This window comes from Achromobacter sp. (genome assembly GCF_050285585.1).
In the GTDB taxonomy this organism is placed as follows: Bacteria; Pseudomonadota; Gammaproteobacteria; order Burkholderiales; family Burkholderiaceae_B; genus Achromobacter.
Genome location: NZ_JBLZXF010000027.1, coordinates 45,656 through 69,364 on the forward strand (window position 1 = coordinate 45,656; position 23,709 = coordinate 69,364).

Below are 23,709 nucleotides of genomic sequence, written 5' to 3' on the forward strand. Positions count from 1 at the left end.
CGATTCCTTGTAAACGTAGCGGCGCGTCAGCGATTGACCAGCTTGGCCGGGGTGAACCAGACCGCGATGGCGCCCACGACCAGCACGCCGGCCAGCACATACATGCCGGAGGCGGTGGAACTGGTCAGGTCTTTCAGATAGCCGATCATGTAGGGGCTGGCGAAGCCCGCCAGGTTGCCCACCGAATTGACGATGGCGATGCCTGCCGCCGCCGCGGTGCCCGACAGGAAGGCCGTCGGCAGCGACCAGAACAAGGGCGCGCAGGTCAGTACCCCGGCCGCGGCCATCGACAGAAAGACAAGCGACACCACGGTGTTGTCGGCGAAGGACGCGGCGACGGAAAAGCCGACCGCCCCGAGCAGCGCCGGCACGATCAGGTGCCAGCGGCGCTCGCGGCGCTTGTCGGCCGAATGGCCCAGCAGGTTCATCACCACGATGGCGCAAATGAACGGAATGGCGCTGAGCAGGCCAATGTTGAACGCGCCCGTGACGCCGGTCGACTTGATCAATGTCGGCATCCAGAACGTCAGCCCGTACTGGCCGGCCACGAAGGCGAAGTAGATCAGGCACATCCACCAGACGCGCTTGTCCGCGAACACGGCGCGCAGCGAGTGCTGCTGCGCGCCTGTCTGCTTCTGGTCCTGTTCGATTTCGCGGCTCAGCAGCTTCTTCTCATCGTCGGTCAGCCATTTGGCGCTGGAGATGCCGTTGTCCAGGTACATGATGGTCGCCACGCCGATGACCAGGGCGGGGATCGCCTCGATCAGGAACATCCACTGCCAGCCCTGCAGGCCATGCGTGCCGTGGAAGGCATCCATAATCCAGCCGGACAGCGGGTTGCCGAAAATGCCGGCCACGGGGATGGCGGACATGAACAGCGCGATGATCTTGGCGCGGCGGTGGGCCGGATACCAATAGGTCAGGTAGAGGATCACGCCGGGATAGAAGCCCGCTTCGGCCAGGCCCAGCAGGAAGCGCAGGATATAGAAGCCGGTGGGCGTCTCGACGAACATGAACATCCCCGACAGGATGCCCCAGGTGATCATGATGCGCGCGATCCAGATGCGGGCGCCCAGCCTGTGCATGAGCAGGTTGCTGGGCACCTCGAAGAGGAAGTAGCCGATGAAGAACACGCCCGCGCCCAGGCCGAACACGGTTTCGCTGAAACCCAGGTCCTGCGACATCTGCAGCTTGGCGAAGCCTACGTTGACGCGATCGAGATAGGCGATCACGTAGCAAAGCATCAGGAACGGCACGAGCCGCCAGAACACCTTCGCGTAGGCGCGCGCGGTTTCATGGGTATCTGCCGGCTTTGCCGCTGCGGGCTGCTCGCCGAGCGTCGTTTCCATCGGAGGCATGCAAGTCTCCAGGAGGGGGGCGCCTTCCCGGTCCGCAGGCATGCGGCCGGGCGGCTTTGTCGGGATAAATCAGTAGCGCGCGCCGAAGGCCGCGCGTAGCTCTTCTATGGCCGCGGCGTCGAGCGGCTCCGGGCGGGGATCGCTCATCAGCCACAGCCGGGCGGTTTCTTCCAGCTCTTCCAGGGCGTAGGACGCATGCGACACGGAGCGCTCCCACACCACGGGGCCCAGCCTCTCGAACAGCGCGCCGCGCACCTGCGCCGCAACGGCGGCCACGTCGGCCGCGGCTTGCGCGTCGCCGGGGCGGCGATAGCCGATCAGCGGAATCCGCCCCACCTTCATGACCTGATACGGGGTAATCGGCGGCAACACTTCATCGGGCCGCCACACGCCCGCCAGCGTCAATGCCACCAGGTGCGTGGAATGCGTATGGACGACGCCGCGCGATTCGGGGCTGGCGCGATAAATGCCCTGGTGCAGCACCAGGGTCTTGGAAGGCTTGCCGCCGGACACCCAGTTTCCTTCCAGGTCGACCTTGGCCAGTTCGGCCGGATCCAGGCGGCCCAGGCAGGCGTCCGTGGGCGTGATCAGCCAGCCGTCGTCCAGCCGGGCGCTGATATTGCCTGCCGCGCCGACGGTGTAGCCGCGGTTGTACAGGCTGGCGCCGACGGTGCAGATTTCTTCGCGGATGCGGGATTCTTCAGCCATGAAGCGCCTCCGTGCGGCAGGGGCGGCGAGGCGGGAAAAGCGGCTGCGGGGCCAGCATGATGAGATGTCTCTAGGATTAAGTTATCGGGTCATCATACAAATTTCGGACGCGCAAAAACACAGGGTAAACCCGCTATCGACGTAACAAAGGGAATCGCTCAGGCGGGCTCGCCGCCGCCGCGGCCCGGCGCGGCGGCGCCCATCCAGGCCGTCAGCGCCATCGCCAACAGCCCCAGAAGCGAGGGATACAGCATGCTGAGATTGCGCGCCTCTCCCGCCGCCGCGAAGAGCAGGAACAGCGGCACATTGACGGCAAGCGCTGCCCATACGTGCAGGCGGAAAACCGCCGGCAGGCGCGCCCAGCCGATTGCCGCCACACCGGCGATCATCAGCATCATCACGGCGCTCAGGCCCTTGGGCAGCGTCACGCCATAGGTGGCTTCCGTGCGGAACCAGTTCCCCGGATCCAGGAAGTAGAACAGGTTGGCGCCGGGCTGGAAGCTGACCGTGCCGCCGGGGTTGCCCGCGTAGCGGATCTTCAATGCGAGATAGACGCAGCCGCACACGAACATCAGCAGGCCCACGACGCCGGCAGCCTTGAGCCGCGACAGGTTGAGCCTGAGAAAGGGGTATAGCGTCGCTACAAAGAAGAAGAATGCTTCCTTGTTCCACGTCGCGATCGCGGAGACCAGCGCCAGCAAGACCAGGCAAGCCGCCGCGCGCGCGCGAGATTCCGGGGGGATGCGCCATGCCAGCAATATCGCGCAAATCATGAACAGGACTTCCAGGAAGTCGTAGAAGAACCCGCCTTCGGTCAGGAAAAACGGCAACAGGAGCGCGACGGCCAAGGGGGCCGCCGTTGCCGCCGGCGCGCTGGCTCCCATCCGCAGGCAGAGCGCGCGCATCGCGAACAACGCGCCGAGCAGGGCCAGGAACGTCAGGTAGTAAACGATGTGGTAGCGCAGCGTGACGGCCGGCTGCATCGCCTCGGACTCCGGGTAGCGCATGGCCAGCCCCGAGCGGCTGTTCAGGCGGCGCGGATCCGCCAGCCGTTCGGATATCCGCGCCACGGCGCCAGCGGGCAGCAAGGCCTGGATGCCATTGGCCGCGGCGGGCACGAGCTGCCGATACACATAGGGCCGATACGCCGTGCCATCCACCATCGACGCGAGCGAATGGGGCCCGTGGCCGTCGTTGAGGCGCCACTTCGTGTAGAAGCCATTGAACGCGGCGGCGGCGACGACCACGTAGAGCAACGCCATCAGGAAGCGCCGGTAGCCCGCCGCATTGAAGAAACGCATCATTGGATTGGCGCCGCGTCGATAGGATTTCGATCCGTGCGGGGTTGCAGCCAGAGCGTCAGCGCAAGCGCCATCAGGCACACCAGCGCGGGATAGAGCATGCTCAGGTTGCGCACTTCGCCAGGCGAGCAGAACAGCAGGAACAGCGGCAGGTTGATGGACACGGCCAGCGTCGCATGCTGGCGCAGGGCCTGCGGAAGGCGCGGCCAGCCGGCCGCGGCGATGCCCGCGCACGCCAGGAAACTCACGATTCCGAAGCCGCGCGGCAACAGCACGCCATAGGTGTTCTCCGTGCGCAGCCAGTTGCCGGGATCGACGTAGAAGCGCAGGTTGTCCCACAGCTGGTAGTCCACGGTCGTGCCCGGGTTCCCCGCATAGCGCATGCGCAACGCCAGATAGACGCAGCCGCATACAAAGAGCAGGCCCGCCACCAGCGCGGCGGCCTGCGCACGCGGCAGATTGCGGCGCAGCAGCGGATACAAGGCGGGCGTGAAAAAGAAAAAGGCTTCCTTGTTCCAGGTCGCAAGGCCGGCCAGCACGAGCAGGAAGGCCAGGCGCAGCGGCGCGCGGCGCGACGCCCCCATCGCCAGTAAGACCGCGCTCATCATGAAGAGCAACTCGACGAAGTCGTAGAAATACCCGCCTTCGGTAAGGAAGAACGGCAGCAGCAGCGCGACGATGGCGGGCGCCGCCGTCGCGGCCACCGCGTCCGCGCCGGCCCGCAGGCACACGCGCCGCATCACGAACAGCGCGGCCAGCAGCGCGAAGAAGGTGAAGTAATAGACAATGTGATAGCGCAAGGCGATGGCCGGCATCAGCGCTTCCGACCCCGGATAGCGCATCGCCAGCCCCGAGCGGCTGTTCAGTCTCCGGGGCTCCGCCAGGCGCTCGGAGATGCGCGCCACGGTTGCCTGCGGCAACGCCGCCTGGATCCCGTTGGCCAATGCCGGCATGAACTGCCGGTACACATAGGGGCGATGGGCCGTGCCTTCGACCATGCGCGACAGGCTCAAGGCCGGATGCCCGTCGTTCAGCCTCCACTTCGTATAGAAGCCGTTCATGACGGCGGCCGCGATGACGACATAGGCGCAGGACAACAGGAACCAGCGGTAGCCCGCGCTTTCGAAAAAACGTCTCATGGGATTCATATGCTTATTTCGACAGCAGGAAGATGCCGATGGCGATGAAGGCGGCGCCCGCCATGCGCGCGGCCGAGATCGACTCGGCGCCGGACAGCAGGCCATAGCCGAAGACGCCCGCGATGGCGAAGGCCACCATCAGCGGGTAGGCCAGGGTCAGGTCCAGTTGCCGCAGCGCCAGCGCGTAGAACCCGAAGCCCAGCCCATAGGCTCCGATCGCCGCCAGATAGGGCAGCGCCTGCCCCAGGAGCGACGCCGGCAGCCCGGCCGCCGAACCCGCCCCCGCGGCCTTGAGCGCCACGCTGGCCGCCACGCTGCATGCTCCGCTGAGAATCAGCCACAGATATGCCATCTTCAAGTTCCCACAAGCAAGACCACCACAATCACCCAGGCCAGCACCGCCATGCGTATCTGGTTGTCGGCCAGCAGATCGCGCCCCGGCTCTTCGCCGGACCCGCCCCTGTACAGCAGGTACAGGTAGCGAAATACGCCGAAGGTCACGATGGGCAAGGTAAGGACGAGGTGCTGGGTGCCATGCAATGCCGCGGTCTCGGCATCCACCGTATACAGGCCATAGGTGAGCAGGCTGGCGCTGGCGGTAATGGCAACCAGGTTGTCCAGCAGTTGCGCGCTGTAGTGGCGCAGCACGATGCGCGTGCTGCCTTCCAGGGCAAGCACGCCGGAGGGCATCGCGACGATCTCGGCGCGGCGCTTCGCGAAGCCCAGGAACAGCGTCAGCATGAAACTGCACAACAGCATCCAGCGGGAGGGCATGATGCCTACCGCATAGGTGCCGCAAGCCAAGCGGAGCATGAAGCCGGCGGCGATGCAGAACACGTCGACGAGCACCTTGTGCTTCAGGCGCAGCGTATAGGCGATGTTCAGCGCCAGGTAGCAGGCCACGACCAGCGCCACCGGCCATTGCCCGAGGGCCAACGGCAGCCCCAGCGCGCCGCAGAACAGGATCGCGATCAGCACGCGCGCCTGCGGCAGGCCGACCCGGCCGCTGGCGATGGGGCGATAGCGCTTCTTGGGATGGGCGGCGTCGGCCGCCCTGTCGAAATAGTCATTCAATACGTAGACCGCGCTGGACGCCAGGCAGAACGCCACGAATCCCACGCCCGCCCCGAACGCCAGGTCCGGATCCGCCCAGCCGTGGCTGAAGATCAGCCCGATCAGCACGAAACCGTTCTTCAGCCATTGCTGCGGGCGCAGCAGGGAAACGATGGCGCTCATGGCTTGACCGCCTGGCCGCGGTACCACGCGTGCTGCGCGGCATCTATCATCCATTGATCGCCGCGGCTGTCCCCATAGGCATACAGCTCGTAGCGGCCCAGGGGACCGAAGCGTTCCGCCAGGCGGCGCATTTTTTCCGGGCCCCAGCAATTGGCGCCGTCGAGATCGCCGGTGAGCTTCCCCTGCCCGTCGATCGACATCCGCGTGCAGATCAGGTCGTCGAACCCCAGATGGCGCGAGACCTCCTCCAGATAGATGTCCGGCGATGCGCTCACCAGGACGCAATGGTCGCCGCGCTGCTGATGCCAGCGCAGCCGCTCGACCAGCGCGGGGCGCAGGGGGATGGTGCGCACCCACGCGCGCGCGATGCGGGCCAGTTCGGCGCGCGAACGGCCCTTCAGCGCCGCTCGGCAAAGCGCCGCCTTGGCGTGCTCATTGCTGCGCAGGCGCAGCGCGAACCCCGCCAGCGCGGGTGCGGCCGCCACGAGGGCTCCAAGCAGCCTGGCCCATGAAAGATGGGCCAGAAAGGGGACGAACGTGTCGCGCCGCGTCAGGGTGCCGTCGAAGTCGAAGGCCGCGATCACGCGTGGATGAACGGGAAACTGCGATTGTGGGGGCATACTGCTGTCGCTACCGCGCCCGGCCACGCCGGGACTGCCGCCGACTATGCCCGAGAAAGGCCGGCGCTTGGGACGCGGGCACGCATTATCGGACGGTGGCCAATCAGCACGGCAGGTCCCGCGGACCGCGTTCGCTATATGTCAATTATTGTGTATTTGTAACATATATTGCGAAAATTTGTTGCAGCCTGCGCACGCTTAGCTTGCGCGGCGTCAACGGAGAGGGCCGGCAACGGCCACCCCGACGCCTCGGCCCGGCAGCTCGGGCCGGGCCGAAAACGGCGCGGCCGGGGCCGCGCCGCGTAGCGCCTCAGCCCTTCTTCGGCCCCAATTCCACACCCGCCAGTTGCTCGGACAAGCGGGCAACCGCGGTGTGATCCTGGCCCTTGCCCAACGTCTTGCCGGCCGAGGCCCAGAGTTCGCGGCACAGCGATGCGAACGGCGTCGGCGTGCCGGTATCCGTGGCGATGCCCAGCGCAATGCCGAGATCCTTGACCATCAGGTCCAGGCCGAAACCGGAATTGAACTGGCGCGACAGCACGAACTGCTTGAACTTTTTCTGGGTGGAATTGTTCATGCCCGTCGACGCGTTGAGCACGTCCACGATCACGTTCGGATCCAGGCCGAACTGCTGGCCGATCAGCATGGCCTCGACGCCGATCAGAAAACCGCCCGCCGATACCAGGTTGTTCAATGCCTTCATGGCATGGGCGCTGCCGACGTCCCCCACGGGAGTAATCGACGTGCCCATGCAGGCCAGGGCCGGACGCACCCGTTCGAGCGTTGCCGCGGGGCCGCCGAACATGATCGCCAGCTCGCCGGTGCGCGCGCGCGGCACGCCGCCGGACACCGGCGCGTCCACCATCTCGCCGCCGGCGGCGGCCACGGTCCGGGCCAGCCGTTGGGTATGCGCCGGCACCCCGGAGCTCATGTCCACCACGACGGCGCCCGGACGCAGGCCCGCCAGCACACCCTGCTCGCCGCCCAGCACCTGTTCGACAATGGCGCTGGTAGGCAGCATGGTGAAAATGATGTCGGCCTGGCCCGCCAGTTCGGCGCAAGTCGCCGCGGCCTGCCCGCCCACCTCCTTGGCGAATTTCCCGGCCTGGCCCGGCGCGGCGTCGAAGACCGTCACCGTGAAGCCGGCCTGGACCAGCCGGGCAGCCATGGGCCAGCCCATGCTGCCGATGCCGATCAGGCCAACGCGCGCTTGCGGCGCGCTCATTCTTGCGCCCCCTTGAACGCGCCCTCTTCCTCCAGCACCTGATTGGCCACCTTGAACGCGTCCAGGCCCGCCGGAATGCCGCAGTACACCGTGGCCTGCAGCAGGATTTCCTTGATTTCCTCGACCGTCACGCCATTGTTCAGCGCGCCCTTGACGTGCAGCTTGATCTCGGCCGGGCGGTTCAGCGCCGTCAGCATCGCCAGGTTCAACATGCTGCGGGTCTTCTTTTCCAGACCGGGACGGCCCCAGGCATAGCCCCAGCACCATTCGGTGGTGATGTGCTGGAAGGCCATCATGAATTCGTTGGCGCGGGCTAGCGAGCCGTCCACGTATTCGGCGCCCAGCACTTCGCGGCGCAGCTTCAGCCCTTGGTCGAACAGGGCCTGGGTTTCGGATTTGATGTCTGCCATGGTTGCTCCTCTCTCGTGGCGGTGACCGGCGAGGCCTGGCTTGCTCGCCGGTGATCTTGTCTGATTGTCAGTCAAACTTGGCAAGGCCGTCAATAGTCGGATTGTCCGACAATATTCTTGACCGAATGTGGAACGCGAACAATAATTGGCCCAGAGCGCCGGGCTGGCTGCCGAGCGCCATCCTCGAAAAAAGCCAGGAGACAACCATGAAAACACCCCACCAGGCGATCCGCCGCGGGCGCAGGGAATTCGTCGCCGGCCTCGGCGCCGCGGCCTTGGCCGCAAGCCTGCCCGGCCGCGCGCTGGCCGCTCCGTCCGAAGTCAATGTCGGCGTGATCCTGCCGCTGTCGGGCGCCAATGCCCAGTTCGGCATCAACTCGCGCCAGGGGCTGGAACTGGCCGCCGACGAAATCAACGCGGCCGGCGGCATCAAGGCCCTGGGCGGCGCCAAGCTCAAGCTCATCATCGCGGACGCCACCTCGCAACCCACCACGGCTGCCACGGTGGCGCAGCGGCTGATCACGCAGAACCGCTGCGTCGCCATCATCGGCGCATATGCCTCGTCGCTGACCCTGGCGGTCTCCGAAGTCACCGAGCGCCGCGGCATTCCGCTGTTGACCATGTCGTTCTCGGATGTGCTCACCGAACGCGGCTTCAAGCACATCTTCCAGGTGGTATCCAAGGGCTCCGTGCTGGGGCAGGCGCAGTACGACTATGCGGCGTCGGTCGTGGCGGGCGCCTCGGAGATCAAGAAAATCGCCCTGCTCTACGAAGACACCGCCTACGGCACCTCCCAGGCGGTGGGCGTGCGCAACGCGGCCAAGGCCGCGGGCGCGCAGATCGTGCTGGACGAGGCCTACCCGCTGGGCATCACCGACGTCACCCCGCTCATCAGCAAGTTGCGGGGCTCCGACGCGCAGATCGTCTTCCCCATTTCCTACCTCAACGACAGCCTGCTGATCATCCGCGTCATGCGGCAGCAACGCCTGACGGTGCCGGTCGTGGGCGGCGCGGCCGGCTATGTCATCCCCGACTTTGCGAAAGCGCTGGGCCAGTATGCGCAGGCGGTGCTGTCGATCGCCCCCGCCAACTATGACCAGGCGCCCGAATACACCGAACGCTACCGCAAGCGTTTCGGCACGTTCATGCCGCACGAGGCGCTGGAGCACGCGGTCTGCGCCGGCGTGCTGGCGCAAGCGCTGGAAGTCGCCGCGTCGGACAAGCCCGAGGCGGTGTCCAAGGCCCTGCGCGCGCAGAAGTACGACCAGGGCTGGGCCGGCGTGATGTCGGGCGGCGGCGTGCACTTCGACGCCAACGGGCTGAACACCATGGCGCAGCCCGTCATGGTCCAGTGGCAAAACAACGAGCTTGTGTCGGTCTGGCCGCAGGCCCTGGCCAAGGGCCGGGTCATCGGCGCGGGCTGAACGCGGCGCGCACGGCGTACGGAGAGCGACCATGCAATTCTTGCAGGCCCTGGTGGACGGCATCCTGCTGGGCGGCGTTTACGCGGTCATATCGATCGGTCTCACGCTGGTCTTCGGCGTGGTGTCCATCGTCAACTTTGCCCAGGCCGAGTTCCTGATGGTGGGCATGTTCGTCGCGTACTTCGCCTGGAAACTGCTGGGCCTCGATCCCCTGCTCGGATCGCTGCTCTCGTTCGCCGTCGCCTTCGTGCTGGGCGTGCTGACGCAGAAGTACCTGATCAACCGGGTACTGAAGGCTCCGGCGGTCGCCCAGATCTTCCTGACGGTGGGCCTGCTCATCGTCATGGAAAACCTGGCGCTGATCCTGTTCGGATCCGAGTTCCGCTCGGTGCAGACGCCCTACCAGATGACGGCGTTTGCGATCGGTCCCATCCTGCTCAGCGCGCCCTATCTGCTGGCCTTCGTGGTGGCGTCCGTCGCGGGCCTCGTCCTCTGGTGGGTGCTCAAGAAAACCTGGTGGGGCATGGCAGTGCGGGCCACCGCCCAGGATCCGATGGCCGCCAGGCTGTCGGGCATTTCCACGCACCGCGTCCATCAGCTGGCATTCGGCCTGGGGGTGGGCATGACCGCGCTGGGCGGCGGGATCATCCTGCCCTACCTGACGGCCTCGACCACGGTCGGCGCCCAGTTCAGCGTGCTGATGTTCACCGCCGTGGTGCTGGGCGGCCTGGGCAGCGTGATCGGAGCGGTGGTGGGCGGCGTGGCGGTCGGCGTCATCCAGTCGCTGTCCTCGCTGGTACTGCCCATGCAGCTGCAGAACCTGGTGCTGTTTGCGATCTTCATCCTGGTCCTGGCCGTGCGTCCGGAAGGCCTATTGAAAAAGGCGGGCTGATGACTCTGAACCGACAATTCCTGCCATGGGCGCTCGTACTGGCGGTGGCGGCGGGCGCGCCCTGGCTGATGGAAGACCAGGGCTACGGCATCCGGGTCCTGACCCTGGTGCTGCTGTTCGCCGCCATGGGCCAGTCCTGGAACATCGTGGGCGGGCTGGCCAACCAGATTTCCCTGGGGCATGCGGCGTTCTTCGGCCTGGGCGCCTACACCTCCACGTTGCTGCTCATGCGCTACGGCATTTCCCCCTGGCTGGGCATCGTCGCCGCCATGGCGGTCGCCGCGCTGGCGGGCGCGCTGCTCAGCCTGCCCACCATGCGGCTGCGCGGCCACTATTTCGCGCTGGCCACCCTGGCCTTCGGTGAAGTGCTGCGCGCCATCGCCAATACCTGGGCGTCGGTCACGGGAGGCCCGGTGGGCGTATCGATCCCGTTCTCGGAAGGCCTGTCTCAGATGCAGTTCAAGTCCAGCATCCCCTACTACTACCTGATGCTGGGCGCCGCGCTGATCACGTCCGTCGTGTTCGCGCTCATCAGCCATTCGGGCCTGGGCTACCGCCTGCGCGCGGTTAAGGCCAATCCGCAAGCCGCGGAAGTCATCGGCGTGAATACCGCCCGCACCCGCATCCTGGCGGCCGTGATCTCCGCCGCGCTGATGGGCGCCTGCGGCACGCTCTACGCGCAATTCATCTACTTCTTCGATCCGGACACGGTGTTTTCGCTGGTCGGAATCTCGGTCCGCGTCGCGCTCATCTGCATCATCGGCGGCGTGGGCACCGTGGCGGGCCCGCTGATCGGCGCCCTGGTGATCATCCCGCTGGAAGAAGTCTTCAACGACTGGCTGTCCGGCCACACGGCGGGCGTCTCGCAGCTGGCCTTCGGCCTGATCCTCATCGCCATCATCCTCATCGAGCCCCGCGGCCTGTCGGCGCTGTGGGCCCGGCTGCGGAGCGTGACGGGGAGGCAGCATGCCTGACATTCTCAAAGTGTCCCGCATCCAGCGGCGCTTCGGCGGCCTGAAGGCCGTGGACGACGTATCGTTCAACGTCGCCAAGGGAGACATCCTGGGCCTCATCGGTCCCAACGGGGCCGGCAAGACGACGCTGTTCAACCTGCTGGTCGGACTGTACCGCGGCCATGGCGGACGCATCGAACTGGACGGCCGCGACATCAGCGGCCTGCGCCCCCACCAGATCGCCGCGCTGGGCATGACCAAGACATTCCAGAACGTGGCCCTGTTCCCCGAAATGACGGTGCTGGACAACGTGCTGGTCGGCGGGCTGCTGCGGCACGACGTGGATCGCGCCCGCCAGCTCGCGCGCGCCAACCTCGACCGCGTCGGCCTGTCGGCCATCGCGAAAAAGCCGGCGGGCGAACTGTCGTTCCCCGAGCAGGCGCGGGTGGAGCTGGCCCGCGCGTTGTGCACGGATCCCAAGGTGTTCCTGCTGGATGAAGTCATGGCGGCGCTGAACGAATCCGAAATGGACGCCATGCTGGACCTGATCCGCGCCCTGCGCGACGAATCCGGCATCACCTTCATCGTCGTGGAGCACCACATGCGCGCCATCATGCGCCTCTGCAACCGGATCCTGGTGCTGTCGTTCGGCCAGAAGATCGCCGAAGGCAGCCCCGCCGAGATCGCCTCCAACCCTACGGTGATCGAAGTCTACCTGGGCAAATCGCTGGAGCAGGTCGAGGTGCCGGCATGAGCCCGCCGGGCCGCCCCAAGGGCGAATACCGGAGTGCGCAGCACGAAGGAAGTCCAATGAGCCTGCTCCAGATTGAAGCGCTGACCGCCTCGTACGACCGCAGCCCGGTGCTGCATGAGGTATCGCTGAGCGTGCCGGAAGGCGGCTTCATCGCCGTCGTCGGCGCCAATACGGCGGGCAAGAGCACCCTGCTGCGCTGCATCTCCGGCCTGCTGGACAAGACCAGCGGCAGCGTGAAGTTCGACGGCCAGGAGATCCTGCGCCTCCCGCCGCACCGCATTCCGGAGCTGGGCATCGCCCACGTCCCCGAGGGCCGTCACGTATTCCCCGACATGACGGTCGAGGAAAACCTGTATCTGGGCGGCTACACGCGCCGCCGCGACACGGCGGCCGTCAGGCGCGACTGCGACCGGATCTACGCCCTGTTTCCCCGGCTGCAGGAGCGCCGGCGGCAGGCGGCGGGGACCCTGTCCGGCGGCGAACAGCAGATGGTGGCCTTCGGCCGGGCGCTGATGCTCAAGCCCCGGCTGCTGCTGCTCGACGAACCCAGCCACGGCCTCGCGCCGAAGATCGTCGAGGAGATGCACCAGGCCATGGTGGACATCCATCGCGGCGGGCTGACGATCTTGCTGGTGGAGCAGAACACCCGCCTGGCGCTGTCGGTCGCGGAGCACGCCTACGTGCTGCAATCCGGATCCATGGTGCTTTCCGGTCCCAGCAATGCCTTGCTGGAAGACAGCCGGGTGCGCGCCGCCTACCTGGGGCTGTAGCGATGGGCGACCGACGGGATATATTGCGTCTTTACGTTGATACGGCGGTTTGCGACGGCACGGCCACAAGCCCGCGCCGCTGCGATAACCCGCCGCCAGGATAAACGAGAGACTGTTATGGCCACCCCCACAGGCGCGATATTCGAAAAGCCCGCCACCCTGCGCACCCGCGTGGAGGAATTCCTGCGCGCGTCCATCATGGACGGACGGATCAAGGGCGGCGAACGCCTGCGCGAACTGGAATTGTGCGAACAACTGGGCATCAGCCGCAGCACTCTGCGAGAGGCGCTGCGCACGCTTGAAGCCGAACGCCTGATTTCCATCGAACCGCACCGCGGCCCCACCGTCGTGCGCATCACCGAAAAGGCCGCGCGCGACCTCTACGCCCTGCGCGCCCTGCTCGAGGGCTACGCCGCGCACGAATTCGCCCGACTGGCCCAAGACGCGGACATCGAACGCCTGCGCAAGGCGGTGGACGCGCTGCATCGCCAGGCCAAGGGCAGCAACAAATCGGCCCTGCTGGCGGCCAAGCGCGATTTCTACGACGTGCTGCTGAGCGGCTGCGACAACGACCTGGTCAAGGACATGCTGCCCGGGCTGCTGTCGCGCATCAACCTGCTGCGGGCCACCTCGTTCGCGCGCCCGGACCGCCTGCCCGAGAGCCTGGCCGAAATCGATCATCTGTTCGAGCGCATCCGCGCCCGAGACCCGCAAGGGGCGCAAGAGGCCGCCCGGAGCCATATCGTGAACGCCGAGCGCACCGCGCTCGAAGTGCTCCGGCGCCAACAAGAGGAGACCCGTGGAAGTGAAGGCGATCGTCCAAGAACTGAGGGCCGCAGTAGCGCTGGCCCAGCAGGATAAGGAATTCCTCTCTGCCGCCCGGGGCCTGCCCTGCGCCATCTGGCTGCAGGCGGGAGAAGACCCCGGCGGCAAACTGGCCGTCTGGGCCGGCCAGCCCGCCGGCCCCTCGCAGCGCATCGTCATCAGCGCGCCCCCGGACGCCTGGCAGAAAATGCTCAGCGCCGAACCGCCTCCGGGCTACCACTCCTTCACCGCCGCGCGCCGCCATGTGCCCGGCTTGCGCGTCAAGGGCGACGCCCTCGCGATTGCCCAGGCCCTGCATCCGCTGGAACGGCTGTTCGAAATCCTCCGCGGACAAGTCGACGCCGCCCCCGCCCTGCTCGACCGGAGCGCGATTTCCGGCCACTACGCCACGGTCGATATCGGCGAGCAGCCGGCGAGCCTCCACTACGAAACCAGCGGGCTCGAATCCGGTCCGCCGCTGCTGATGCTGCATACCGCGGGCGCGGACTCCCGCCAGTACCACTCTTTGATGGCCGATCCCGGCCTGCAGCGGCAATGGCGCATGATCGCATTCGACATGCCCGGCCACGGCCGCAGCATGCCCATGCCGGGGCAGGCCTGGACCGAAACCGGGCTTACGCTCGACTCCTATCTGCAGGCCTGTCTGGCGGTGATCCGGCAAGTGGCCCGCGCCCCGGCCGTACTGTTGGGCTGTTCGATGGGCGCGGCGATCGCGCTGGTCGCGGCCGCGCGCAGCCCCGCCGACGTGGCGGGCGTGGTCGCGCTGGAAGCCCCCTGGAAAGCCAGCGGGCGGCGCACGCCCATGCTTTGCCATCCCCAGGTGAACCAGGCAGCGCACAACCCCGCCTACGTGCGCGGCCTGATGGCCCCCCTCTCCCCGCTGGAAGCGCGGCGCGACGCGGCCTGGATCTATTCCCAAGGCGGATTCAATGTCTACGCCAACGACCTCTGGTTCTACAGCGAGGATTTCGACGCGGCCCTGCACGTGACGGGGCTGGACACCAGCGCCTTCGGCGTTTCCCTCCTGACGGGAGCCTATGACTACTCGGCCAGTCCCGAAGACTCGCGCAGGGTCGCCGCGCTGATACCCGGCGCGCGCTTTGGCGTCATGCCCGAACTGGGCCACTTCCCCATGACCGAAAACCCGCGGCGGCTGCTGGAGTACCTGCGGCCGGAACTGGAACACATCCGAGCATCGAGAGGAATCGCATGACGCTGCCCAACTACGAAGTCTATGCCCTGCGCTATGCGACGGTCGCGCGCAGCCGGGCCCAGAATTTCATCGCTCCGCCGCCGGACCCGCATGACGGCCCCATGCCTATGGATTATTTCGTCTGGGTCATCCGTAACGGCAGCCGCGTCTATCTCGTCGACACCGGCTTCAACGAGGCCGCCGCCCGGGCCCGCGGCCGCGAGTTCCTGCGTTGCCCGATCGACTCCCTGAAGAAGCTGGGCATTGCGCCCGCCGACATCCGGGACGTCATCGTGACGCACCTGCACTACGACCACGCGGGCAATATCCGAAAGCTGCCCAACGCCCGCCTGCATCTGCAGGAAAGCGAGTTGCATTACGCCTGCGGCTGCAATATGCGCTTCGACATGCTGCGCCACGCGTATGCGGTGGAGGACGTGGTCGACGTGGTGCGCGGCGTCTACGACAAGCGCGTGGCCTTCTACCATGGCCACGACGAAATCGCGCCCGGCCTGGAACTGCTGCATATCGGCGGCCATACGCAGGGCCTGCAGTCGGTGCGCGTGCATACCGCGCGCGGCTGGATGGTGCTGGCGTCCGACGCCAGCCACTATTACGACAACATGGGCTTGCAGGCGCCGTTTCCCATCGTGCACAACGTGGCCGACATGCTTGCGGGCTACGACACGCTGCTGAAATTCGCGGAATCTCCCGAGCACATCATTCCGGGCCACGACCCGCTCGTCCGCGCACGCTATCCCGGGCTGGACGGGACGGACACGGAAGTGGTGGCGCTGCACCTGGGCGCGGGGCGCCCCTGACGCCGCGCCACGGCCGGCCCCGCGCGGCGGGGCCGGCGACGCCCGTTCAGTCGTACCGGAACGTGGCCGTCAGCATCGCCGAGCGGCCGGGAGCCACGTAGCTGAACAGCCCGACGTGCGACGCTTCGTAGATCGTTTCGTCGGTCAGGTTATTCAGGTTCAGTTGCAGGCCGAAGTTCCTGTTGAACTGGTAGGACGCCATGGCGTCGTAGCGCCAGTAGGACGGCAGCTGGTAGACGTTCGCGTCGTCCACGTAGCGCTTGCCGGTATAGGTGGCGCCGGCCCCGACGGTCAGCTCGGGCATGAGCTTGTAGGTGCTCCACAGGCTGGCGCTCTGGCGCGCGATGAACTTCATCTGGTTGCCGCTGAAGTCCGTGCCGCCGCTCTGGTAGCTGGTCACCTTGGGATCCATGTAGCTGTAGCCTGCCCACACCTGCCATTTCGGCGTAATGGCGCCGGCCGCGCCCAGTTCGATGCCGCGCACGCGGTTGCTGCCCGAAAGCGTCACATCGCCCGTAATGGGATCGGCGCTGCGCGCGTCGGTCTTGCGGGTTTCGAAAACCGCCGCCGTCAAGGACAGGCGTTCGTCGAAAACGTCCCACTTCGTGCCCACTTCGATGCTGCGGCTCTTCTCGGGCGCCAGCCCGGCGGTGCCGGCGGTCAGGCGGCCGCCGGCCGCGCCATCCGCGCCGCCGGACTGGGCGGCGGTTTCGCCGGAAGGATTGGACGACGTGCCGTAGGACACGTAGACGCTGCCATTGGGAGCCGGCTTGTAGACCACGCCCAGCTGGTAGTTCCACATATTGTCGGTGCGCTGGGCGCTGCCGCTGGTGACGCGGTAGTTGTCGTAGCGCAGGCCGACGTTGGCCTCCCATTGCTCGCTGAACTTGACCGTGTCGAACACGTAGGCCGCGCGGGTGATGGTCTCGGCGGCATCGTATCTCGGCCCCCACCCCAGGCTGCCCGTGTAGGCCTGGTGCGGATTCGGGTTGTAGAGGTCGTCCACCAGGGTCTTGTCGAAGCCCCCCCGGGGGACGCCATCGCGCTTGATGATCTTCTCGTTGCTGTATTCCAGGCCGGCTGCGTAGCTGTGGCGCAGCCCGCCCGCGACGAACTCGCCGAACAGGTCGGTCTGGTTGATGAAGGACCGGTTGGTCTGGTTCAGCGTGCGCAGCGCCTTGCTCATCTGCACGCCCGGCCCCTCGGTCGAGCATGGCGGTTTGCCATAGGCAGGGTTGGCCTTGCCGCCGACGCGCGCGGCGCAATTGTCGAACGATGGGCGCGTCATGGCATATTCGTTCGAGGACTGGCTGTAGCGGGTTCCGTTGCGCAGTTTCAGACTGTCGCTGAACTTGTGCTCGACCATCAAGGTGCCCATGTCGGCTTGATTCTTGCGGTAGTCGCGCCCGATCAACCCATAATAGTTGTCGCGGTCGACGTTGGGCGGCGTGACCCGGCCCGGACGCGACTCGTTCTTGAAGGGAATGCCCAGGTCGGGCGTATCGTCGTTCTGCAGATGGTAGTAGCTCAGCGTTACCTGCGTCGGCGTGCCCAGCCCCCATGCGAACGAAGGCGCGACGCCCCAACGGTCGGTCTCGACGTGGTCGCGGCCCGGGATGTCTCCGCCCTGCTTCATGAAGTTCAGGCGGAACGCCGAGCTGTCGCTGAACGCCCAGTTGCCGTCGCCCGTCAGCCGCCAGTTCCGGTCGGTGCCCACGCCCACGGTGCCTTCGGCGAAATTCTCCAGCTTGGGGCTCTTGCTGACCAGGTTGATGCTGCCGCCGGTGGAGCCCCGGCCCGAATAGGCTGAACTGGGCCCCTTCAGGATCTCGACGGATTCAAGGTTGAAGGTTTCATGAGAGAAGCGGCCCAGATCGCGCATGCCATCGACCATCATGTCGGTGCTGGCCTCGTAGCCGCGCACGAACGGCCGGTCGCCGGTGGGAGTGCCGCCTTCTCCGGCGCCGAACGTAATGCCGGGCGCGGTGCGCAGAACGTCCATCAGGGACGAGGCCGCGCGGTCGCGCATCAATTGTTCCGTGATCACGGTCACCGAACGGGGCGTATCCAGCAAGGGCGCCGTCATCTTGGGCGAAGAAACGTAATTCGCCTCGTAGCCATCGTCGAGCGCCTGGCCCTGCACCCGGACGGGCGACAGTTCCTGCACGGCGCCGGGCGCCAGGCTGCCCTGCGCCAGCGCCAGCCCCGGGGACATCAGGGCGCCGCACACCGCTGCGTAAATTGAGGACGAATGGCTGCCACCGGCCTTGGCGCCGGCCGTCGATCTATCTGCTTTTCTCATTGGACTCTTTCGGAAACCGCCCCGCGGCGGGCGCTCTAACGGCGCGACCTTGGTTTTATAAGAAGGCCAATGATATTCATTCCCATTACTGCATTCAACTACAAGTCAGGATTTATTCAGAATTTCGTCAATTTTGTTGAATTCTCAGACTGATCCAGTGCGTTTGGCGGCTGAATAACAACACTTCGCCTTGTATTGGCGAACACATCCACATCCATCTACGCGCATCCACGGGCTTCAACCGTTAAGAAACCCGCATCTCCTACCGATGGATGGCCGGCGGAACGGCCGGGTTTACAGGGAGTACCGGTATTCGCAGTTCAAGGTGGCCTTGAGAGGAGCCGGGCTCTGGATGCCGGACTGGGATTGCGGCCGAGGCGCAATCAATTTGGCCTGGAACTTGCCGGCGATGTCGCCGTTCTGTTCTTTCCGCACGGCCATGCTGGCAGGCAAGGCGTAGAGCGTCAGCGGCTGAACCTCGGAGGCCACGAGCAAGGTGAACACCGACAGCGGAAAATCCGCAACCGCATAACTGGCGCTTGTGTCCGAATCGAAGCTCAGGCTGCCGTCGGCATAGCGCAGTTTCAACTTCAGTTCTTCCGATGAGGGCGACGGGATCACGCCGTTCAGGGCGACCTTGCCGCTATCCGACACGCAATCCAGGTCCGCGGGCGCGGACCCCGCATGGGCGATCCCCGCATGGACGGCGCCCGCCAGCAACAGGCAAGAAAACAGCCGGGTCCCGCGCACTGCCATGACGCTCTCCTGGGTAAGGCCCGCTCACGAGCCGGTGCGCAATAGTAGAACGTCTTGGGCGCGACAACCGGCAGCGGCCTGCAATCCGCGCGACATCGGCTAGGATGGAAGCGCCGCCCGCATCCGCAACCGACGCCGGCGGCGGCCTTACGCCAGAAGGAGCCTTGCATGCCATCCATCCGCCATTTTTTCCGCGCATCCATCCTGGCCGCGCTCCTGCCCTGCGCGGCGCAGGCCGACACGGTCGTACTGCACGCCGAACGCGCAACGGCCGGCGCCGATCCGCACACCTCGGCCAGAATGGTGGAGGTCGAACTCAAGCCCGAGAGCCGCAAGGCCCTGGCCGACTTCACCCGCGAACGCGTCGGCAAGCGCATCCAGTTGCGCTCGAACGGCGTGCTGCTGTCCTCGGCCACCCTCATGAGTCCGCTCGAAGGCGGCAGCTTCCGCATCACGGCGGGCGAACATGGTTTCGAGGGCAAGTCCGCCGACGAGATCGCCCAGGGCATCATGAAAACCGGCGAACTGACGGTGGACGACGAGAACGCGGCGAAGTAGCGCGGGGCGGGGCCCCGCCCCGCCTCAGGCCTGGAACGGCCGCGGCGCGAACGTGGCCACCAGTACGGTCTGGCCCGGCCGCGACGCCACGTCCAGCTCGCCTCCCACCCGCGCGATGCGGGTGTGCATGCTGCGCATGCCCACGCTGATGCCGGCCCGCAATACCGCGGCCACATCGAAACCGACGCCATTGTCCTCGATGCGCAGTTCCAGGCGCCCCGGCTCGGTCTGGCGCAGCTCCAGCTCCACCTGCCGGGCACGGCTGTGCTTGAGCACATTCACCAGCGATTCCTCCACGAGCCTCGTGAGCGCCATGCATTGCAGGGCGCTGGGCGGCGTGCGCCATTGCTCGGGAAACCGCCAGTCGGCAGCGATATCCAGTTCGTCGAACAGCTGCATGAACCGGTGCCGCAAAGGCGCGATCCATTCCCGGGGCGTGGCCGGCACCTTGACGCCCGCGCTGGAGCCGCTGTCGATGGTCTGGCGCAAATCGTCGCGCAGCAGCTTGAGCATGGACAGGAACTGCTGGCGCTGCACGGGCTCGCTGGCCTGCTCGACCATGGCCATCATCCGCACGAGCGAACCGCCCAGCCCGTCATGCAGATCGTGGGCGATCTGCAGCCGGTCCTGCAGGCGGGCGTTGGCCAGCGCCAGCGTGTGCTCGCGCTCCAGGGTGGTGGCCAATTCGGTGCGCGCCTGCTCGATGCCGTCGGCCAGTTCCTGGTTGAAGCGTTCGATGCGCCGCACGCTGCGGGCGTGGCGCAGCCCCAGCACGGCGGACAGGCACAGCGTGACGACGACGCTGGTGAACGGCGTATAGGACGCGTCGCTGTCGATGAGCTTCAACATGCGCAGCAGATCATGGGCGCTGGCGGCGAAGAACACCAGCAGGCAGGCCGCCAGCATGATGTGTTCCGGACGTCGGGTGCGCCAGGCATGGAACGGGAACTGCAGGCAGTTGATGAAGAAGACGGCGGACACGATAAGCACCACCGCCAGCTGCACGCCTGGCTGGTGGGCCCGCGGCAGGAACGCCACCATGGCCAGCAATACCGCCGAGAGCGCCCACAACGCCTTTTCGATACGCGGCAGCGCCTGTCCGCCGAAGCGCCAGGTGAAGATGCAGAAACAGGCCACATACAGCACCAGGGCCATGATATTGGCCCGCGCCGACGTCGCGCTGTCGGGGAAGGGCCAGGGGCTGGTGACCAGCACATTGGCGATGAACATCACCCAGAACAGGGCCATGAGCGCATACCAGCCGTAGGTGCGCTGTTCGCGGCGCATCAGCCAGATGCAGAAGCACAGCCCGCCCATGACGGCCGAAACGATGATGTTGAGCGTGAACAGGGTGCGGTTGCTCCACCACAGATTCTCGTAGCGCTCCAGCATCGCCCGCTGCCCGCCAAGGTAGACCGGGCCGAGCCCGGGAGACTGCCCTGCAACGCCGACCACCCGCACCCACAGCGTATTCACGCCGTCGCGCGTCAGCGCGTCCGGAATGATCCAGTAGCGCGGCATGTTCCAGCTGCGCGACAGCGGTTCGGTCAGCTGCGGGTCGCTCCAGATACGCTCATCATTGATGTATACCTCGCCCGCCATGATCACCGATTCGAGCACCAGCGCCACTTGACCGGCGCCTTCGCCCGGGCAGCGCCGCTGCCAGTCGATCCGGTACCACGCCGTGCCGCCGTAGCCCGGCCAGCGCGCGCTCCAGTCATCGGGCAGGGTGACGGTCTGCCACGGCGCCTGCGGCGCCGGCCGCGAGCCGCCGGCATCGCCCTTGGCCACCTGGATGGCAAGCACCTGCGCCGTGCAGGCAGGCTCGGCCTGCTGCGCCCAGGCCGGCGCCAGCCACAGCGCCAGCCACAGAACCGCCAGCCACCTCAATCCAGCAAGCCCCGCGTGCGCGCGGCATGTATCGCCCGCGTGCGCGAGGAGACGGCGAGCTTGCGGTAGATGTGCTTGACGTGGCATTCGACGGTGTAGCGCGACAGGAACAGGGCCTCGGCGATTTCGCGGTTTCCCAGCCCCTCGGATACTAGGCGAAGAATCTGGCTTTCGCGAGGGCTGAGCGTTTCACCGCCGGCGCCGTCCGCCGGTTCCGCCTGCCTGGGCCGCAGTTCTTCGATGATGCGCCGGGCGACGAAAGGATCGATGGGCGCCCCGCCCCGCAGCACGCTGCGGATGGACAGCGAGACTTCGAGATCGTCGCGTTCCTTCAGCACATAGCCGGTCGCGCCCGCCCGCAGCGCGGCCAGGATCGCATCCTCGGTGCTCCAGGCGGAAATGACCAGAATCGCCAGGCCGGGATCGGCCGCATGCATTTCCGCGATCAGCTCCGTGCCGTTGCCGTCGGGCAGACCCAGGTCGACCAGCGCCAGCGCAACCGGCTGGCTGGCCAGGCAGGCGCGCGCCTGAGCCAGCGTCGATGCGAATACCAGCGCCTCCGGCGCATACCCGAGTTGCAGCAGCAAGCCTTCCAGCCGGCGGCAGATCAGGGGCTCGTCCTCCACCAGCAGCACCGGTGCAGGCAGGGTCGACTCGGAAGCAAGCATGTTGACGGTCATAGGAAAAGAGCGAGCGGCATTGCCCAGGCTCAACTGTGAATCAGTCCGAGAAAACCGGATATCCCTGGAAGTTGGTATTTTCACAGGAATATAGAGAAAAGCCTCCGAACCAGACGAAAGCCCCAAACGCAAAAAAGCCGGCAACGCTTGCGCGATACCGGCTTTCAGCCAAAGGCGTCGGGAAACACCTTCATGAATTCGACCACATGAGTGGTCGGGGCGAGAGGATTCGAACCTCCGACTCCTGCGTCCCGAACGCAGTACTCTACCAGGCTGAGCTACGCCCCGATCTTTACTACTCGCTGCTTTGCCGTGCTCAGTACGACCCAGCTGCGTTTCTTACCTTCTTTTCTTGCCTTCTTCGCTTGGTTTCCGATTTCGCTGATTTTGCTCAACGATCTCTGTTCACCGCGAAAGCGCAGAATTCTAACAGAGAATTTAGAAAAGGGGAAATGGGGTAGCCGGAAAGTGCGTCGCGGGCCAGATCGGCTTCAGCGACGGCGGCCTGGCGCGCATGCTCCAGGGCGTCCGTCGCCTGGATGGCGGCGGCCACGGCGGCGAAATCGGCGTCACCCGTCTTGATGGCCTCTCGGATCAGCTGCTGCTGTTCCGGGGTGCCCACTTCCATCACGCGGATCAGCGGCAGCGTGGGCTTGCCCTCGCGCAGGTCATCGCCCACGTTCTTGCCCAGTGCGGCGGCGTCGCCGCTGTAGTCCAGCACGTCGTCCACGAGCTGGAAGGCAGTGCCGACGTGGCGGCCATAGGCCGCGGCGGCGGCTTCCTGCTCGGGCGTGGCGCCCGCCAGCACGGCGCCCACCTGGGCGGCGGCCTCGAACAGCTTGGCGGTCTTGTAGCGCACGACCTGCAGATAGCGCTCTTGCGAGACGTCCGGATCGTGCACGTTCAGGAGCTGCAATACCTCGCCTTCGGCGATCACCGTGGTGGCTTCGGACAGGATGCTCATGACGCGCATCGAGTCGGCCTCGACCATCATCTCGAACGAACGGGAATACAGGTAATCGCCCACCAGCACGCTGGCGGCGTTGCCGAAGACCGCGTTGGCGGTTTCACGGCCCCGGCGCAAATCGGACTCGTCGACGACGTCGTCATGCAGCAGCGTCGCCGTATGGATGAATTCCACCACGGCGGCCAACAGCTGATGATGCGTCCCCTCATATCCCAGGGCCCGCGCCACCATCAGCACCATGGCCGGGCGCATGCGTTTGCCGCCCGCCCCGATGATGTAGTCGCCGATCGTGCGGATCAGGACGACGTCGGAGTTCAGCCGCTCGCGGATAACCGCATCGACGGCCTTCATATCGTCAGCAATGGGAGCAATAAGCGCGGGGAGGTTCAAGACGTATCCGGAGAGTGAAACGAGCCGACGCGTGGACGGGTAACGGCTCTTACCGCTGGGCCGCCGGGCAAGGCGGGGGATTCGACCAGCGATTATACGGGGAGTGACGGACGCGGGCCGGGCCTGCCCCCCGCCGGACGGCCAGGGCGGCCCGCCCGGCGCGGCCGCGGTGGACCGCGCCCCAGGCGCCGCCCGCCGCGTGAAGCATCCGCGCGACACCTAAGCCCTTAACCCGCAAGCGCTTTTTGACTTTCCGGAAGTCCCGGGCTAATATTTCGGATTCGGTCAGCAATGCCCGAATTACGTCGGTTGCATTTGCGCAGTGCTCTTGGGCGCTATCGCTTCCCTGCCAGGACCTGGCGCCGGAAGACGGAAGCGTGCATCTCATGAATCATCATGGATCATGGATGCCCCCCGGGGCGGCAATCCCGCCCAGCAGGGCAGGCAGCGCGAATGGGCCTTTTTACCTATTTAAGGAACACCCCATGTACGCGGTCGTAAAAACCGGTGGCAAGCAGTATCGCGTTGCCGCTGGCGA

General features: G+C 66.2%; 23 protein-coding genes and 1 tRNA gene. 9 read left to right on the plus strand and 15 right to left on the minus strand.

Features of this window, described 5'->3' with window-relative positions; translation table 11 throughout:
- Nucleotides 1–26: 26 nt before the first annotated feature.
- The 9 genes from ACN6PJ_RS24815 to ACN6PJ_RS24855 all read right to left on the minus strand — a co-directional run bounded on the left by ACN6PJ_RS24815 (nucleotide 27) and on the right by ACN6PJ_RS24855 (nucleotide 7,997).
- Nucleotides 27–1,349 (minus strand): MFS transporter, encoded by a 1,323-nt coding sequence (locus ACN6PJ_RS24815; protein WP_427998475.1) that lies wholly within the window; start codon nucleotides 1,347–1,349, stop codon nucleotides 27–29.
- Nucleotides 1,350–1,427: 78 nt separating this feature from the next.
- Nucleotides 1,428–2,066 (minus strand): aldolase, encoded by a 639-nt coding sequence (locus tag ACN6PJ_RS24820; protein WP_427998452.1) that lies wholly within the window; start codon nucleotides 2,064–2,066, stop codon nucleotides 1,428–1,430.
- Nucleotides 2,067–2,224: 158 nt separating this feature from the next.
- Nucleotides 2,225–3,370, minus strand: coding sequence for a hypothetical protein (locus ACN6PJ_RS24825; protein WP_427998453.1), 1,146 nt, complete (start codon nucleotides 3,368–3,370; stop codon nucleotides 2,225–2,227).
- Complete coding sequence (locus tag ACN6PJ_RS24830) at nucleotides 3,367–4,506, minus strand: hypothetical protein (RefSeq protein ID WP_427998454.1); 1,140 nt, start codon at nucleotides 4,504–4,506, stop codon at nucleotides 3,367–3,369. The genes ACN6PJ_RS24825 and ACN6PJ_RS24830 overlap by 4 nt, the downstream gene beginning before the upstream one ends.
- A 13-nt stretch (nucleotides 4,507–4,519) precedes the next feature.
- Entirely contained in the window at nucleotides 4,520–4,858 is a 339-nt protein-coding gene (locus tag ACN6PJ_RS24835; protein WP_427998455.1) for a ligand-binding protein SH3, read from the minus strand.
- A 2-nt stretch (nucleotides 4,859–4,860) separates the two neighbouring features.
- Nucleotides 4,861–5,742 carry a decaprenyl-phosphate phosphoribosyltransferase gene (locus ACN6PJ_RS24840; RefSeq protein ID WP_427998456.1) on the minus strand — a complete coding sequence of 294 codons (882 nt, stop codon included), beginning with the start codon at nucleotides 5,740–5,742 and terminating at the stop codon, nucleotides 4,861–4,863.
- Nucleotides 5,739–6,362, minus strand: a complete 624-nt coding sequence (locus tag ACN6PJ_RS24845; RefSeq protein WP_427998457.1) for an HAD family hydrolase — start codon at nucleotides 6,360–6,362, stop codon at nucleotides 5,739–5,741. Before ACN6PJ_RS24845 ends, ACN6PJ_RS24840 begins: the two co-directional genes overlap by 4 nt.
- A gap of 310 nt (nucleotides 6,363–6,672) precedes the next feature.
- The gene (locus ACN6PJ_RS24850) at nucleotides 6,673–7,587 is read right to left on the minus strand and encodes an NAD(P)-dependent oxidoreductase (protein ID WP_427998458.1); all 915 of its coding nucleotides are present in this window, start codon (nucleotides 7,585–7,587) and stop codon (nucleotides 6,673–6,675) included.
- The gene (locus ACN6PJ_RS24855) at nucleotides 7,584–7,997 is read right to left on the minus strand and encodes a carboxymuconolactone decarboxylase family protein (RefSeq protein WP_427998459.1); all 414 of its coding nucleotides are present in this window, start codon (nucleotides 7,995–7,997) and stop codon (nucleotides 7,584–7,586) included. The genes ACN6PJ_RS24850 and ACN6PJ_RS24855 overlap by 4 nt, the downstream gene beginning before the upstream one ends.
- A gap of 206 nt (nucleotides 7,998–8,203) precedes the next feature.
- Here ACN6PJ_RS24855 and ACN6PJ_RS24860 point away from each other — a divergent pair, with 206 nt between their 5' ends.
- From ACN6PJ_RS24860 to ACN6PJ_RS24895, 8 genes are all read left to right on the plus strand, one after another.
- Entirely contained in the window at nucleotides 8,204–9,421 is a 1,218-nt protein-coding gene (locus ACN6PJ_RS24860; RefSeq protein WP_427998460.1) for an ABC transporter substrate-binding protein, read from the plus strand.
- Nucleotides 9,422–9,452: 31 nt separating this feature from the next.
- Entirely contained in the window at nucleotides 9,453–10,313 is an 861-nt protein-coding gene (locus ACN6PJ_RS24865) for a branched-chain amino acid ABC transporter permease (protein WP_427998461.1), read from the plus strand.
- Nucleotides 10,313–11,287 (plus strand): branched-chain amino acid ABC transporter permease, encoded by a 975-nt coding sequence (locus tag ACN6PJ_RS24870; protein WP_427998462.1) that lies wholly within the window; start codon nucleotides 10,313–10,315, stop codon nucleotides 11,285–11,287. The genes ACN6PJ_RS24865 and ACN6PJ_RS24870 overlap by 1 nt, the downstream gene beginning before the upstream one ends.
- A complete protein-coding gene (locus tag ACN6PJ_RS24875; RefSeq protein WP_427998463.1) occupies nucleotides 11,280–12,020 on the plus strand; it encodes an ABC transporter ATP-binding protein in 741 nt (246 codons plus the stop codon). Before ACN6PJ_RS24870 ends, ACN6PJ_RS24875 begins: the two co-directional genes overlap by 8 nt.
- 56 nt (nucleotides 12,021–12,076) lie before the next feature.
- On the plus strand, nucleotides 12,077–12,790 hold the full coding sequence (locus tag ACN6PJ_RS24880) for an ABC transporter ATP-binding protein (protein ID WP_427998464.1): 714 nt from the start codon (nucleotides 12,077–12,079) through the stop codon (nucleotides 12,788–12,790).
- 117 nt (nucleotides 12,791–12,907) lie between these two features.
- Entirely contained in the window at nucleotides 12,908–13,651 is a 744-nt protein-coding gene (locus ACN6PJ_RS24885; protein WP_427998465.1) for a GntR family transcriptional regulator, read from the plus strand.
- Nucleotides 13,596–14,828 (plus strand): alpha/beta fold hydrolase, encoded by a 1,233-nt coding sequence (locus tag ACN6PJ_RS24890; protein WP_427998466.1) that lies wholly within the window; start codon nucleotides 13,596–13,598, stop codon nucleotides 14,826–14,828. Before ACN6PJ_RS24885 ends, ACN6PJ_RS24890 begins: the two co-directional genes overlap by 56 nt.
- Complete coding sequence (locus tag ACN6PJ_RS24895) at nucleotides 14,825–15,628, plus strand: N-acyl homoserine lactonase family protein (protein WP_427998467.1); 804 nt, start codon at nucleotides 14,825–14,827, stop codon at nucleotides 15,626–15,628. The genes ACN6PJ_RS24890 and ACN6PJ_RS24895 overlap by 4 nt, the downstream gene beginning before the upstream one ends.
- Before the next feature lie 46 nt (nucleotides 15,629–15,674).
- On the opposite strand, the gene ACN6PJ_RS24900 is transcribed toward ACN6PJ_RS24895, so the two are convergent.
- Nucleotides 15,675–17,843, minus strand: coding sequence for a TonB-dependent receptor (locus ACN6PJ_RS24900; RefSeq protein WP_427998468.1), 2,169 nt, complete (start codon nucleotides 17,841–17,843; stop codon nucleotides 15,675–15,677).
- Nucleotides 17,844–18,224: 381 nt separating this feature from the next.
- On the minus strand, nucleotides 18,225–18,686 hold the full coding sequence (locus tag ACN6PJ_RS24905; RefSeq protein WP_427998469.1) for a hypothetical protein: 462 nt from the start codon (nucleotides 18,684–18,686) through the stop codon (nucleotides 18,225–18,227).
- 168 nt (nucleotides 18,687–18,854) lie between these two features.
- Here ACN6PJ_RS24905 and ACN6PJ_RS24910 point away from each other — a divergent pair, with 168 nt between their 5' ends.
- Entirely contained in the window at nucleotides 18,855–19,244 is a 390-nt protein-coding gene (locus tag ACN6PJ_RS24910) for a SecDF P1 head subdomain-containing protein (protein WP_427998470.1), read from the plus strand.
- Between the two features lie 24 nt (nucleotides 19,245–19,268).
- On the opposite strand, the gene ACN6PJ_RS24915 is transcribed toward ACN6PJ_RS24910, so the two are convergent.
- The 4 genes from ACN6PJ_RS24915 to ispB form a co-directional block, all read right to left on the minus strand.
- Nucleotides 19,269–21,134, minus strand: coding sequence for a 7TM diverse intracellular signaling domain-containing protein (locus ACN6PJ_RS24915; protein WP_427998471.1), 1,866 nt, complete (start codon nucleotides 21,132–21,134; stop codon nucleotides 19,269–19,271).
- Nucleotides 21,131–21,814, minus strand: coding sequence for a LuxR C-terminal-related transcriptional regulator (locus tag ACN6PJ_RS24920; protein ID WP_427998472.1), 684 nt, complete (start codon nucleotides 21,812–21,814; stop codon nucleotides 21,131–21,133). The genes ACN6PJ_RS24915 and ACN6PJ_RS24920 overlap by 4 nt, the downstream gene beginning before the upstream one ends.
- A 211-nt stretch (nucleotides 21,815–22,025) precedes the next feature.
- A tRNA-Pro gene (locus ACN6PJ_RS24925) sits at nucleotides 22,026–22,102 on the minus strand.
- Between the two features lie 103 nt (nucleotides 22,103–22,205).
- Entirely contained in the window at nucleotides 22,206–23,171 is a 966-nt protein-coding gene (gene ispB, locus ACN6PJ_RS24930) for an octaprenyl diphosphate synthase (RefSeq protein ID WP_427998473.1), read from the minus strand.
- Nucleotides 23,172–23,709: the final 538 nt, after the last annotated feature.

Coding starts and splice junctions, on each gene's coding strand:
- ACN6PJ_RS24875 (WP_427998463.1), top strand. CDS start 11,280: ATGCCTGACATTCTCAAAGTGTCCCGCATCCAGCGGCGCTTCGGCGGC.
- ACN6PJ_RS24845 (WP_427998457.1), bottom strand. CDS start 6,362: ATGCCCCCACAATCGCAGTTTCCCGTTCATCCACGCGTGATCGCGGCC.
- ACN6PJ_RS24870 (WP_427998462.1), top strand. CDS start 10,313: ATGACTCTGAACCGACAATTCCTGCCATGGGCGCTCGTACTGGCGGTG.
- ACN6PJ_RS24830 (WP_427998454.1), bottom strand. CDS start 4,506: ATGAGACGTTTTTTCGAAAGCGCGGGCTACCGCTGGTTCCTGTTGTCC.
- ACN6PJ_RS24860 (WP_427998460.1), top strand. CDS start 8,204: ATGAAAACACCCCACCAGGCGATCCGCCGCGGGCGCAGGGAATTCGTC.
- ACN6PJ_RS24880 (WP_427998464.1), top strand. CDS start 12,077: ATGAGCCTGCTCCAGATTGAAGCGCTGACCGCCTCGTACGACCGCAGC.
- ACN6PJ_RS24905 (WP_427998469.1), bottom strand. CDS start 18,686: ATGGCAGTGCGCGGGACCCGGCTGTTTTCTTGCCTGTTGCTGGCGGGC.
- ACN6PJ_RS24815 (WP_427998475.1), bottom strand. CDS start 1,349: ATGGAAACGACGCTCGGCGAGCAGCCCGCAGCGGCAAAGCCGGCAGAT.
- ACN6PJ_RS24865 (WP_427998461.1), top strand. CDS start 9,453: ATGCAATTCTTGCAGGCCCTGGTGGACGGCATCCTGCTGGGCGGCGTT.
- ACN6PJ_RS24910 (WP_427998470.1), top strand. CDS start 18,855: ATGCCATCCATCCGCCATTTTTTCCGCGCATCCATCCTGGCCGCGCTC.
- ACN6PJ_RS24920 (WP_427998472.1), bottom strand. CDS start 21,814: ATGACCGTCAACATGCTTGCTTCCGAGTCGACCCTGCCTGCACCGGTG.
- ACN6PJ_RS24850 (WP_427998458.1), bottom strand. CDS start 7,587: ATGAGCGCGCCGCAAGCGCGCGTTGGCCTGATCGGCATCGGCAGCATG.
- ACN6PJ_RS24885 (WP_427998465.1), top strand. CDS start 12,908: ATGGCCACCCCCACAGGCGCGATATTCGAAAAGCCCGCCACCCTGCGC.
- ACN6PJ_RS24900 (WP_427998468.1), bottom strand. CDS start 17,843: ATGTCCCCGGGGCTGGCGCTGGCGCAGGGCAGCCTGGCGCCCGGCGCC.
- ACN6PJ_RS24820 (WP_427998452.1), bottom strand. CDS start 2,066: ATGGCTGAAGAATCCCGCATCCGCGAAGAAATCTGCACCGTCGGCGCC.
- ACN6PJ_RS24855 (WP_427998459.1), bottom strand. CDS start 7,997: ATGGCAGACATCAAATCCGAAACCCAGGCCCTGTTCGACCAAGGGCTG.
- ACN6PJ_RS24825 (WP_427998453.1), bottom strand. CDS start 3,370: ATGATGCGTTTCTTCAATGCGGCGGGCTACCGGCGCTTCCTGATGGCG.
- ACN6PJ_RS24835 (WP_427998455.1), bottom strand. CDS start 4,858: ATGGCATATCTGTGGCTGATTCTCAGCGGAGCATGCAGCGTGGCGGCC.
- ACN6PJ_RS24840 (WP_427998456.1), bottom strand. CDS start 5,742: ATGAGCGCCATCGTTTCCCTGCTGCGCCCGCAGCAATGGCTGAAGAAC.
- ACN6PJ_RS24895 (WP_427998467.1), top strand. CDS start 14,825: ATGACGCTGCCCAACTACGAAGTCTATGCCCTGCGCTATGCGACGGTC.